Origin of the sequence: Erwinia sp. SLM-02 (assembly GCF_037450285.1) — a bacterium.
Lineage (GTDB): Bacteria > Pseudomonadota > Gammaproteobacteria > Enterobacterales > Enterobacteriaceae > Erwinia.
In genome coordinates this window covers 1,874,349-1,886,863 of record NZ_JAQISN010000001.1, presented here as the reverse complement: position 1 = coordinate 1,886,863, position 12,515 = coordinate 1,874,349, and the positions used below count along the sequence as shown (strand labels likewise).

Here is a 12,515-nt window from a genome sequence, read left to right as displayed (position 1 = left end):
AGAGAAAAATAACGCTGCGGTAAAGAAGCGGATATTCCCTGCTTAAAATTAACAAAGAGTGCTACAAGTTATGTAAATTTATGATCGCCCAGGGATATCATGGTTAAACTAATCAACCTGATTGTTATATTTACGGAACGATTAATTTGTGAACCATTTCAAACTTACCGCGCTTGCCGCATTTCTGCCTCTGTATTTTGCGGCCCCTGTCGCACAGGCTAACCCGCTGACGCTGGGTGCTTCCGTTATTTACAGCCAGAGCCCGTACAAAAGTGGTCAGGACCGTTACTATCCGGTTCCCATCATCAACTATGACGGGGACAGCTTCTATCTGAATACGCTGCAGGCAGGTTACTACCTGTGGAAGGACAGCCAGGACCAGTTCTCTCTGACGGTGCTGGGTTCGCCGCAAAACTACGATCCTGACGATGCCGACGATGGCGATATGAAGTCGCTGAACAAGCGCCATATGACCATGATGGCCGGTTTCTCCTACCGCCATATGGCCGACTGGGGGATTGTGCGTACCACCCTGGCGGGCGATGTGCTGGATAACAGCAACGGCATCATCTGGGATTTGACCTATCTTTACCGCTTCGAATTCGGCCAGTTCAGCCTGACCCCGGGGATTGGCGCGCTGTGGAACAGTTCTAACCAGAACCAGTATTATTACGGCATCTCGTCCGCCGAGTCCGACCGTAGCGGCCTTAATCGCTACGACGCGGATGACAGCTGGAGCCCGTATCTGGAGCTGACCGGCGGCTGGAAAATCAGCGACAGCTGGAACGCGACGGTGTCAGGCCGCTATGTTCGCCTGGGCGATGAAATCAAAGACAGCCCGATGGTTGATAAAAGTTCTCAGGTTCTGCTGTGGAGTGGGATCAGCTACACCTTCTGATAACGCGCTCTGCACCACAGAAGGGCGCATCGCGCCCTTTTGTGCTGTTTTGGGGCGCAATAATGATGCAGGGAGAGAGTAATGAGCCGGACGGTCACCTTTTCTGATGGGATCCGCCTGCCCGCTATCGGTCAGGGCACGTGGTATATGGGGGAAGACCCCGGTTTACGTCGCCAGGAGGTGGCCGCATTACAGTGCGGCATAGAGGCCGGCCTGACGCTGATTGATACCGCGGAAATGTACGCCGAAGGCGGTGCGGAGCAGATCGTCGGTGAGGCGCTGGTGGGCCGTCGGGATCGCGCCTGGCTGGTATCCAAGGTTTATCCCTGGAATGCCAGCGAGGTCGATGCGGTTGACGCCTGCGAACGCAGCCTGCGTCGGCTGAAAACCGACTATCTCGATCTCTACCTGCTGCACTGGCGCGGCAATATCCCACTGGAGGAGACGATTCGGGCGATGGAAACCCTGCAGCAGCAGGGGAAAATTCGCCGCTGGGGCGTATCCAACTTCGACACCGATGACCTCAGTGAACTGCTGCAGGAGGAGGGCGGTGAAGGCTGCGCCACTAACCAGGTGCTGTATCACCTCGCGTCGCGCGGTATCGAGTACGACCTCCTGCCGCAGTGCCAGCAGCTGACAATGCCGGTAATGGCCTACTGTCCGATAGCCCAGGCGGGCAGGCTGCGTCGTGAGCTGATGGAACACCCCGTACTGACTCAGCTTGCACAGTGCAAGGGCATCAGCGTCGCGCAGGTGCTGCTGGCGTGGGTGATTCGTAAAGAAGGGGTTATCGCCATTCCGAAAGCCAGTTCACTGGCCCACGTCAGGGAAAATGCCGCGGCGCTGTCGGTTACGCTCAGCAGCGAAGAGCTGATGTTGCTCAACCAGGCATTTCCGCCGCCGTCGGCAAAACTGCCGCTGGATGTGGTTTAAGCTACGGCGCAGCAGGCCGGGTGACGATCCCCGCAGGCGTCCGGCATGGCCGGCCGCCTGCGGGGTAACGCAGATTACTTCTGAATGCGGAAGGTCACTGCCAGGCGTGCCGGCTGTTCACCGGAGCTGACCAACGGGCGCGAGATACGCGCCGTTTCTACGCAGACCATCGTTTTGTAGCCTTCATTGGCCATATCACCCATGCTGCACGACAGCTCCGCGCCCGGATTCCATGTGACAACGTCACTTTGATAGTGATGGTGTACTTCAATAACCCGCTGACCGGCACGGTCTTCCAGCACGCTGCAGTCTGCGGGCTGAGTATGGATCCGATCGACGCGCTGTTGATAGGTTTGTTTGCCGTCCGTCAAATGGCCGGCTGCGCCCTTCAGCACCTGATCGATATAGTCCGGTCCCAGACCGCTGACCGTCACGGCCGCGTTATCGGCAACGTTAAAGTAGCTGTGCAGTGCGGCAGTGGCCTCAAAATCGCCGTGCGCTTCCAGTTCAATTTCACAGGTATCGCTGAAGCGGAAGCGGGCGAAGAGGGTAAAGTCGTGCGGCCAGAGCTTTTTAGTCTGCTCGTTGCTTTCCAGAACGAAGGTCAGCATCACGCTCTGCTCGTTTTCATCATGCGCGGAGAGCTTCCACGGCAGGTTGCGGGCAAAGCCATGTGCCGGTTCACCCGCCGGACCAAACCACGGCCAGCAAATCGGTACGCCGCCGCGGATGGCCTTACCGGCGGTCCAGGCCGTTTTCTCACTCAGCCAGACCACCGGCTTTTCGCCAGCGGGCTGCCAGGCGAGAAGATGTGCGCCCTGCAGCGTGACGGCCGCGCGGACCTTAGGATGGGTAATAACGACCACCGGCAGTTCGCCCACCTGACGCTGGGTGATGTAAGGCGAGATCTGGTTAAGTACCGGCAGCGAGAAGAGCTTTTCGTTCATGAGCGGTCCTTCAGAAAAATAGCGATAAAAAAAGGGCGACCTGAGTCGCCCTTAGTGTCTGATTCTGTTACAGCACGCCTTATTTGGCGATGTGCGCAACCAGATCCAGTACCTTGTTAGAGTAACCAGTTTCGTTGTCGTACCATGAAACCAGTTTAACAAAGGTGTCGCTCAGTGCGATACCGGCTTTAGCATCGAATACGGAAGTCAGTTTTTCACCGTTGAAATCGGTAGAAACCACTTCGTCTTCGGTGTAGCCCAGAACGCCTTTCAGCTCGCCTTCAGACGCGGCTTTGATTGCTTCACAAATTTCTTTGTAAGAAGCAGGCTTAGCCAGACGTGCAGTCAGGTCAACAACGGAAACGTTAGGGGTAGGAACGCGGAACGCCATACCGGTCAGTTTGCCGTTCAGCTCAGGGATCACTTTACCTACGGCTTTTGCAGCACCGGTAGATGAAGGGATGATGTTCTGAGACGCGCCGCGGCCGCCGCGCCAGTCTTTGTGAGACGGGCCATCAACGGTTTTCTGAGTAGCGGTAGTTGCGTGCACGGTGGTCATCAGCGCTTCAACGATGCCGAACTTGTCGTTGATAACTTTAGCCAGCGGTGCCAGGCAGTTGGTGGTGCAGGATGCGTTAGAAACGATGTCCTGGCCAGCGTAAGATTTGTGGTTCACGCCCATCACGAACATTGGGGTGTCATCTTTAGATGGGCCAGTCAGAACAACTTTCTTGGCGCCAGCCTGGATGTGTTTACGTGCGGTTTCGTCGGTCAGGAACAGACCGGTTGCTTCTGCAACAACGTCAACGCCCACTTCGTCCCATTTCAGGTTAGCAGGGTCGCGCTCAGCGGTAACACGGATGGTTTTACCGTTAACAACCAGTTGACCGTCTTTGACTTCTACAGTGCCGTCGAAGCGACCGTGAGTTGAGTCGTACTTCAGCATGTAAGCCATGTACTCTGCGTCCAGCAGATCGTTGATCGCAACGATTTCTACATCAGAACGTTCCTGAGCAGCACGGAAAACGATGCGACCGATACGGCCAAAACCGTTGATACCTACTTTGATAGTCATATATTCCACCAGCTAGTTGATAGTGAATAAAAGGTTGGCAGTAAAATTACAAAAAGCTTACCAGGCGTCAAGCGGAATCGTGTCAATTATTGCTACAGGTCAAACTCATGACCAGGAATTATTCAATAAAAAGTCCATTTCTTGACGCCAACCCTGCCGTGATCTTAAGGCACTTAACCCGAATATAAAGGGGGTCATATTGTAAAAGGTGATCTGAGTCACAATTATGTCTCTGAACGATTCTCCTCTCGCACCTTGAGAGAAAAATTCACCTGATCTTGTTAAGTATTTGTTAGAATGCTAAGCGAAGTCTTCATAATAACACTGCCAGAGAGTCTACCATGGCTAATGAGAAATCCCCTATTTCACCCGAAAATGAACTGAACGAAATGCAGCATTACGTTACCCAGCAGCGTGGCACAGAGCCACCGTATTCGGGTAAACTGTTGCATAACAAAGAGCAAGGTCTGTATCACTGCCTGGTGTGCCAGGCCCCGCTGTTTCTGTCCGCGTCAAAGTATGATTCAGGCTGCGGCTGGCCCAGTTTTTACGAGCCTTACAGCGACGAGGCCATTCGCTATCTTGATGATAATACTCACGGAATGCAGCGTATTGAGATCCGCTGCGGCAGCTGTGACGCTCACCTGGGCCACGTGTTCCCGGACGGCCCGCAGCCAACCGGTGAACGTTACTGCGTTAATTCCGCATCGCTGAGCTTCAGCGACGATGACGGAAATATCACCAAAGGTTAACGGAACTGTAATGGAACTCGATGAAATCATTGCCGGTATGACCCCGGATATCTATCAGCGCCTGGCTACGGCGGTTGAAACCGGTAAATGGGCAGACGGTGTGGCCCTGACGCCGGAGCAGAAGGAAAACAGCCTGCAGCTGGTCCTGCTGTGGCAGGCAAAGCATAACGACGATCCGCAGCACATGAGCGTGGCGAAGGGCGGAGAAATCGTGATGAAGAGTAAAAAACAGCTGAAGGAAGAGTTCGGTATCAGCGATGAAGTCGTGACGCGGATCCAATTACAGTAATTATTCCTGCAGGAATAATTCGTACAAAGAATAGGCAGGTGTGCGTTCAGCACGCCTGCCTTTGTTTTCAGGCTTGCTGAATCAGGGCTCCGGCATTTTGCATCGCTTTCAGCGCCTCTGCGCTGTCCTCCGGCTGCAAATTCACCCCTCGGCAACCCTCCGCTATCACCGTTACCTTAAACCCCAGAGAAAGGGCATCCAGCACGCTGTATTTGACGCAGTAGTCGGTCGCCAGGCCCATGACCGTCAATGAGGTTATCCCTGCCTGCTTCAGCCAGCCATCCAGCGCGGTGGCCTGACGCCTGCCGTTATCAAAGAAAGCGCTGTAGCTGTCCACCTGCGGATTTTCACCCTTAAAGACGCGAAGCGTAATCGCAGACTGCACCAGCCCCGGGTGCAGTTCGGCTCCACGGCTGTGCTGGATGCAGTGATCCGGCCACCAGACCTGCGGCAGGCCGTCCAGCTCGCCACAGGTGCCGGGTGTATTACCCCCGACTGAGGCAAAGCTGCCGTGACCGGCCGGGTGCCAGTCCAGCGTGGCGATCACCGGCTCTCCGCGCTGATGGAACCCGGCCGCCAGGCGATTTGCCACGGCTATCGTCTCATCCCCCCCGGCCACCGCCAGCGCGCCACCGGGGCAAAAATCATTTTGTAAATCAATCAACAATAATGCCTGATGCGCACGCATGCGGTTCTCCCTGATTTAGTCTTCCGTCAGCTCACCGCGCAGATTCTGCTGCATCAGCTGGCGCATTTCATCACTGGTTAAATCCTGGCTGAGCAGATAGTGCAGCTTGGTAAGGGTGGCTTCTACGGTCAGATCGGCACCGCTGATCACACCCGCGTGGGCCAGCGCGTTACCGGTAGCGTATCCTCCCATATTGACCTTGCCGGACATGCACTGGGTCAGGTTAACCACCACGATACCGCGATCGGAAGCGGCTTTCAGCTCTTCCAGGAACTCTTTATTCTGTGGCGCGTTACCCACGCCGTAGGAGCGCAGGATCAGCGCTTTTACCGGCTGACGCAGGAAGTTACGCACCACTTCGGCGGAAATGCCGGGATAAATCGTTACCACGCCGATTGGCTGCGGCGTAATCGGATGAACGATCAGTTCACCTTTTCCTGCCGGAGCGGGCGGCGTGTTCAGGCGACGGATGTGAATGCCGGCTTCAAGCAGCGGCGCAAGATTCGGTGAGGCAAAGGCGCTGAAACCATCGGCGTGGGCCTTGGTGGTGCGGTTGCCGCGATACAGCGTGTTGTTGAAGAACAGCGCCACCTCGTTAATCGGGTAGTTTGCGGCAACGAACAGCGAGTTAAGCAGATTCTGCTGCCCGTCCGAGCGAAGCTCCGCCAGGGGGATCTGTGACCCTGTCACAATCACCGGCTTGGCCAGATTCTCCAGCATAAACGACAGTGCCGAGGCGGTGAACGCCATGGTGTCGGTGCCGTGAAGGATGACGAAACCGTCGTAGAGGTCATAGTTCTTCTGGATATCGTCAGCAATCGATTGCCAGTCTTCCGGCGTCATATCCGACGAGTCAATCAGCGGTTGATACTCGTGGATCGTAAAGTCGGGCATTTCCGCGCGATGGAATTCGGGCATATTTGCCAGCTGGGTCTGCAGATGGCCGGAGACGGGAATGTAGCCGTGCTCTGAACGCTGCATGCCGATGGTTCCGCCGGTATAGGCAACATAAATCGATTTTTTTTGCATGGGTAAACTCAGACTTGCCGAAAACGCGCAGTATAAGGGGAAAGCGGGGGAAATGCAGCCCGACCGGTCTCGGTCGGGCTAATTACCAGAACTACTTCACATCACCACAGTTCAGACAGAACGCGTAGCGGTTTTGCGGATCGTTAAGATCGCCCATCAGCCCCGGCTGTTTTTTCATCGATGAAACCACGTCGAGCAGCGGCGCGGGAAGCAGCGCTTTCAGCGATGACGGCAGCGAAGCGCGCACGTCCATCTGGCTGAACAGGGTGTTCAGCAGGCCGGGTTCTTCCTGATACCAGTCAAGCTGCGGCTGTTTCACTTTTGCCAGCTCGGCGGCTTTTGCGACGGCATCATCGAAATCGCCGAGCGCATCCACCAGGCCGTTGGCTTTGGCATCACTGCCGGTCCACACGTGGCCCTGCGCGATCTGATCGACCTGCTCAGGCGTTTTGTTACGCGCCTTCGCGACCAGCCCGATGAAGTTTTTGTAGCCGTATTCAATGCTCAACTGCATCATCTGCTGCACTTCCGGCGGCAGCGCTTTGGTCAGGGTCACGTCAGCGAGCGGTGAGGTGGCAACCCCGTCGGTATGAACGCCAATGCTGTCCAGCGTATTCTCTACCGTATTGATCACGCCGAAAATACCGATAGAACCGGTCAGCGTATTCGGGCTGGCAATAATGTAGTTAGCCGGTGTGGAAACCCAGTAGCCGCCGGATGCGGCCATGCCGCCCATGGAGACCACCACCGGTTTACCGGCGGCTTTGGCCGCAGCCAGCTCTTCACGAATGGTTTCCGACGCGGTGACGCTGCCGCCGGGGCTGTTAACGCGGAACACGATGGCTTTGATATTGTCATCCAGGCGTGCCTGACGGATTTCGTCGGCGGTGGTATCGCCGCCCACGCTGCCCGGGGTTTCCTCACCGTCCATTATCGCCCCGTTAGCGACGATAACCGCGATATTGCCTTTACCGCTGCTTTCGGTTGTCCCGGTATTATTCAGCGGATAGTCATAAATACTGATCCCCACATAATCCTTCGCGTCTTTATCCCAGCCAAAGGTTTTCACCAGCTGCGCATCGACCACGGAAGGCGAGGCCAGCTCATCGACCAGTTTGCTCTCTTTGGCATACTGCGCCGTGTCGCCACCGACTTTTTGCAGCGCGTCCAGCACCCCGCGCGCGCCAGGGAAGACCTGATCGGCGGTAATCTGACGGTTAGCGGCCAGCGTGTTGAGGTAGTTTTGCCACAGCTCACCCACCCAGCGGCTGTCGGCGTCGCGGGCGGCCGGTGACATGTCATCGCGCAGGAAAGGCTCAACTGCCGACTTGTAGGTCCCGACGCGGAAGACGTGAGAATTCACCTTCAGCTTATCCAGCAGGGTTTTGTAGTACAGGCTGTTGGTGGCGAAGCCGTGCAGATCGACCGTGCCCTGCGGGGAGAGGTAGATCTTGTTGGCGAAGCTGGCGAGATAATACTGCGACTGGCTGTAGCTGTCCCCGGTCGCATAGACCGGCTTGCCGCTGTCGCGGAATTCGCGCAGGGCTTTACCAATGTACTGCAGCGAGGGCTGATCGCCACCGGCAAAGCTGCGCAGATCGAGAACGATACCGGTAATACGGCCGTCGTCCTTCGCCTGGCGAATGGCATCCACCACGTCAAACAGCGAATTCTCCTTGAGGCGGTCGCTGCTGGCCCCAATCAGCTGGCGCCCCAGTTTACTGAATTTGTTGCTGACGGAAGGTTTATCGACCACCACGCCGCTGAGATCGACAATCAGCGCACCTTTCTTCACTTCCGCCGGCGTTGAACTGCTGTTCAGCTGGAACCAAATCCCGGCCCCGACCAGGATCAGCAGGATCAGAAACAGATTGAGGATAAACTCGCGGACAAAATTCAGTCCCCGCCACGTCCACTTAAAAATACCAGCGATAGCTCGCCACAACATGCGCATAGACTCTCCGTAATCGCAACAAATGCCCGTCAGGGTACAGGGTTAAACGTAACGCGCCCCTTAACGGACAGCAATGTTCAACATCCTAAATAGCAGGGGCTGAATTGTCAGCAGGAAAAAGGACAATGCTGTAACAAAACATCATCCTGTGCTAGTTTCAGTCCACTTTACGCCCCCCATCAGGAGGAAATTATGGACGCTCTGGATTTACTGGTTAATCGTCGTTCGGCATCAAGGCTGGCCGCTCCCGCGCCGACAGGGGACGCGCTGGACGCTATTCTGCACGCCGGTATGCGTGCCCCCGATCACGGTACGCTGCAGCCCTGGCGCTTTATTATCGTCGAAAATGAGGGGCGTGACCGCCTCAGCGCCTTGCTGGAGGAGCTGTCACGCAAAGCGAGTCTGGATGATAAAGCGATCGAGAAAGCGAAGCAGGCACCGTATCGCGCACCGATGATCATTACCGTGGTGGCCCGCTGTGAGGATCACCCTAAAGTGCCGCGCTGGGAGCAGATCGTTTCGGCTGGCTGCGCGGTGATGGCGATGCAGATGGCTGCCGCCGCTCAGGGCTTTAACGGTATCTGGCGCAGCGGTGCCTGGACGGAAGATGAGTCCGTTCGCCAGGCCTTCGGCTGCCGCCCGCAGGATGCCATCGTCGGCTTCCTCTATCTGGGCACGCCGCAGCTGAAAGCCGCGACCACCGTGCTGCCCGTCGACACGGCCCCGTTTGTCAGTTATTTCTGATTGAATCGGGTTCCTTTTACCGGCAGGGTTGTGAGCGGCCCTGCAATTCGCCGGGATAATAAGCGAATGGTCCGCGTTTAAGGTCGGCAGACTTACACCCGTCTGCCCGATCCGCTACCATAATATCTGGTGAAGCTAAAAGGGACCGACTTCATGAATCAGAATTCCATCCGCCTGACGCAGTACAGTCATGGCGCAGGCTGCGGCTGTAAAATCTCCCCTCAGGTATTAGATGCCATTTTACACAGCGACCATCCGCTCAGACGCGATCCTAACCTGCTGGTCGGCAATGAAACCCGCGATGATGCCGCCGTGTACGATCTGGGGAACGGTACGGCGGTGGTCAGCACCACCGATTTCTTTATGCCGATCGTGGACGATCCTTATGATTTTGGCCGTATTGCCGCCACCAACGCGATAAGCGATATCTGGGCGATGGGCGGACGACCGATTATGGCTATCGCTATTCTGGGCTGGCCGGTCAGTGTGCTGCCGCCTGAGGTCGCCCGGCGGGTGATTGAAGGCGGGCGCAGCGTCTGCGAGCAGGCCGGGATCAGCCTGGCAGGCGGGCACTCGATTGATGCCCCGGAGCCGATCTTCGGCCTGGCGGTTACCGGCGTGGTTGATACCGACCGGGTGAAAAAAAACAGCGAGGCGCAGGCGGGCTGCCGGCTGTGGCTCAGCAAGCCGCTGGGTATTGGCGTACTGACCACGGCGGAAAAGAAATCGCTGCTGCGACCGGAGCATCAGGGGCTGGCGACGGAGGTAATGTGCAGGCTGAACCTGCTGGGCGCGGATGTCGCAGGGATCCCCGGCGTCTGCGCGATGACCGATGTTACCGGCTTTGGCCTGCTTGGCCACCTCAGCGAGATGTGCCAGGGTGCCGGTTTACAGGCCGACGTGCGGTTCAGCGCAATACCCCGGCTGCCCGGCGTTGATGACTATATCGCCCAGGGCTGCGTGCCGGGCGGCACGGCGCGTAATTTTGCCAGCTATGGCCAGCTGATCGGTGAGATGACCCCGGCGCAGCGCAGCCTGCTGTGCGATCCGCAAACCTCCGGTGGCCTGCTGATGGCGGTATTACCCGAAGCGGAAGCGGCACTCCACGCCGCCGCAGAAAAACATGCAGTTTCCCTGACCCTGATTGGCGAACTGACAGAGGCTCAAACCGGACGAGCCATGATTGAAATTAAACCCTGAGCAGGAATTGAGTCCCGGATGCGTCTGTTTATTGCCGAAAAACCCAGCCTTGCCCGCGCGATTGCGGATGTTCTGCCTAAACCCCACCGCCGTGGCGATGGGTTTATCGCCTGCGGTAACGACCAGATCGTCACCTGGTGCGTCGGCCACCTGCTGGAACAGGCACAGCCCGACAGCTACAACAGCCGCTTTGCCCGCTGGTCGCTGGCTGATTTACCCATTGTGCCGGAAAAGTGGCAGCTGCAGCCGCGCCCGTCGGTGGCGAAGCAGCTTAACGTGATAAAAAAGCTGCTCGGTGAGGCCAGCGAAGTGGTTCACGCCGGTGACCCGGATCGGGAAGGTCAGCTGCTGGTGGATGAAGTGCTGGACTATCTGACCCTGCCGGCGGAAAAGCGCGCGGCCGTCCAGCGCTGCCTGATTAACGACCTTAATCCGCAGGCGGTGGAGCGTTCGATTAGCCGCCTGCGGCAGAATCGCGAATTTATTCCGCTGTGCGTCTCTGCGCTGGCGCGCTCGCGCGCCGACTGGCTGTACGGCATCAATATGACCCGCGCCTACACGCTGCTGGGGCGCAACGCCGGCTATGACGGCGTACTGTCGGTTGGCCGGGTGCAGACTCCGGTGCTGGGGCTGGTGGTGCGCCGCGATGAAGAGATAGAAAACTTCGTGGCGAAAGATTTCTTCGAGGTGAGGGCGCACATCGTCACGCCGCAGGATGAACGCTTCGTTGCCCTGTGGCAGCCCAGTGAATCCTGCGAGCCTTATCAGGATGAAGAGGGGCGTCTGCTGCATCGCCCGCTGGCCGATCACGTGGTCGCCCGGATTGGGGGGCAGCCGGCGCGGGTCACCAGCTATAACGACAAGCGTGAGAATGATACCGCGCCACTGCCGTTTTCTCTGTCGAGCCTGCAGATTGAGGCCGGTAAACGTTTCGGCCTGAGCGCGCAGGTGGTACTGGATACCTGCCAGCGGCTGTATGAAACCCACAAGCTGATCACCTATCCGCGTTCGGACAGCCGCTATCTGCCGGATGAGCATTTTGCCGCGCGTCATGCGGTGCTGAACGCCATTAACAGCCATCAGCCGGACCTGACGCCGCCGGCTGATTTCAATACCGATATTCGTAACCGCTGCTGGGATGACAAAAAGGTGGACGCGCACCATGCGATAGTGCCGACGGCCCGCAGCAGCCGCGTTTCGTTGAATGAGAACGAACAGCGCATCTACCGGCTGATCGCCACCCAGTATCTGATGCAGTTCTGCCCCGATGCGGTTTACCGTAAATGCGTGATTGAGCTGGATATCGCCGGCGGGAAATTTATCGCCAAAGCGCGATTCCTGGCGGAAGCGGGCTGGCGCGCACTGCTGGGCAGCAAAGAGCGCGACGAGGAAAACGACGGCACGCCGCTACCGGTGGTGGCGAAGGGCGATGAGCTGCTGTGCGAGCGCGGCGAGGTGGTAGAGAAACAGACTCAGCCACCGCGGCCCTTTACGGACGCCACGCTGCTGTCGGCCATGACCGGGATTGCGCGTTTCGTGCAGGATAAAGACCTGAAGAAGGTGCTGCGCGCCACCGACGGTCTGGGGACCGAAGCGACGCGCGCCGGTATTATCGAACTGCTGTTCAAACGCACCTTCCTGTTCAAGAAAGGGCGTTATATTCACTCAAGCCCGGCGGGAAGGGCGCTGATCCACTCGTTACCGGAAATGGCCGCCCGGCCGGATATGACCGCGCACTGGGAATCGACGCTCACCAAAATCAGTGAGAAGCAGTGCCGCTATCAGGACTTTATGCAGCCGCTGGTGGATACGCTGTACTCGCTTATCCATCAGGCCCGCCAGCAGCCGGCGGCCCATGCCTTCCGCGGGCTGCCCGCGCCTGCATCGGGCCAGGCTAAGAAGCCGCGTCGCAAGGCGGCCTCATCGAAAGCGGGAACCGCTAAGGGCGGTCAGGCGGGCAATGCGGATTCCGGCGAGGATCGGGTCTGAGCGGAGCGCATGTCGAT

12 protein-coding genes are annotated in these 12,515 nt (G+C 57.5%); 7 read left to right on the top strand and 5 right to left on the bottom strand.

Annotation, left to right across the window (positions count from 1 at the left end; genetic code table 11):
• Window positions 1-148: 148 nt before the first annotated feature.
• On the top strand, window positions 149-898 hold the full coding sequence (locus PGH32_RS08755) for a MipA/OmpV family protein (RefSeq protein ID WP_314426423.1): 750 nt from the start codon (window positions 149-151) through the stop codon (window positions 896-898).
• 81 nt (window positions 899-979) lie between these two features.
• Entirely contained in the window at window positions 980-1,831 is an 852-nt protein-coding gene (locus PGH32_RS08750) for an aldo/keto reductase (protein WP_337893780.1), read from the top strand.
• Between the two features lie 74 nt (window positions 1,832-1,905).
• Here the strand turns inward: PGH32_RS08750 and PGH32_RS08745 are convergent, their stop codons facing one another.
• The gene (locus PGH32_RS08745) at window positions 1,906-2,778 is read right to left on the bottom strand and encodes a D-hexose-6-phosphate mutarotase (protein ID WP_314426418.1); all 873 of its coding nucleotides are present in this window, start codon (window positions 2,776-2,778) and stop codon (window positions 1,906-1,908) included.
• 79 nt (window positions 2,779-2,857) lie between these two features.
• A complete protein-coding gene (gapA, locus tag PGH32_RS08740) occupies window positions 2,858-3,853 on the bottom strand; it encodes a glyceraldehyde-3-phosphate dehydrogenase (RefSeq protein WP_199734985.1) in 996 nt (331 codons plus the stop codon).
• A 341-nt stretch (window positions 3,854-4,194) separates the two neighbouring features.
• On the opposite strand from gapA, the gene msrB reads away from it, so the two are divergent.
• A complete protein-coding gene (gene msrB, locus PGH32_RS08735) occupies window positions 4,195-4,605 on the top strand; it encodes a peptide-methionine (R)-S-oxide reductase MsrB (RefSeq protein WP_123329492.1) in 411 nt (136 codons plus the stop codon).
• A 10-nt stretch (window positions 4,606-4,615) separates the two neighbouring features.
• Window positions 4,616-4,894, top strand: coding sequence for a YeaC family protein (locus PGH32_RS08730; RefSeq protein ID WP_314426413.1), 279 nt, complete (start codon window positions 4,616-4,618; stop codon window positions 4,892-4,894).
• A 67-nt stretch (window positions 4,895-4,961) separates the two neighbouring features.
• Here PGH32_RS08730 and pncA read toward each other — a convergent pair whose 3' ends face one another.
• The 3 genes from pncA to sppA form a co-directional block, all read right to left on the bottom strand.
• On the bottom strand, window positions 4,962-5,582 hold the full coding sequence (gene pncA, locus PGH32_RS08725) for a bifunctional nicotinamidase/pyrazinamidase (RefSeq protein WP_337893779.1): 621 nt from the start codon (window positions 5,580-5,582) through the stop codon (window positions 4,962-4,964).
• Window positions 5,583-5,597: 15 nt separating this feature from the next.
• On the bottom strand, window positions 5,598-6,611 hold the full coding sequence (ansA, locus tag PGH32_RS08720; protein WP_314426408.1) for an asparaginase: 1,014 nt from the start codon (window positions 6,609-6,611) through the stop codon (window positions 5,598-5,600).
• Between the two features lie 91 nt (window positions 6,612-6,702).
• A complete protein-coding gene (gene sppA / locus PGH32_RS08715) occupies window positions 6,703-8,565 on the bottom strand; it encodes a signal peptide peptidase SppA (protein WP_314426405.1) in 1,863 nt (620 codons plus the stop codon).
• A gap of 192 nt (window positions 8,566-8,757) precedes the next feature.
• Between sppA and PGH32_RS08710 the strand changes: the two genes are divergently transcribed.
• The 3 genes from PGH32_RS08710 to PGH32_RS08700 all read left to right on the top strand — a co-directional run bounded on the left by PGH32_RS08710 (window position 8,758) and on the right by PGH32_RS08700 (window position 12,498).
• A complete protein-coding gene (locus tag PGH32_RS08710) occupies window positions 8,758-9,309 on the top strand; it encodes an NAD(P)H nitroreductase (RefSeq protein WP_314426402.1) in 552 nt (183 codons plus the stop codon).
• Window positions 9,310-9,462: 153 nt separating this feature from the next.
• Complete coding sequence (gene selD, locus PGH32_RS08705) at window positions 9,463-10,509, top strand: selenide, water dikinase SelD (protein WP_337893778.1); 1,047 nt, start codon at window positions 9,463-9,465, stop codon at window positions 10,507-10,509.
• Between the two features lie 18 nt (window positions 10,510-10,527).
• Window positions 10,528-12,498: a DNA topoisomerase III gene (locus tag PGH32_RS08700; RefSeq protein WP_337893777.1), complete on the top strand. Its 1,971-nt coding sequence runs from the start codon at window positions 10,528-10,530 to the stop codon at window positions 12,496-12,498.
• Window positions 12,499-12,515: the final 17 nt, after the last annotated feature.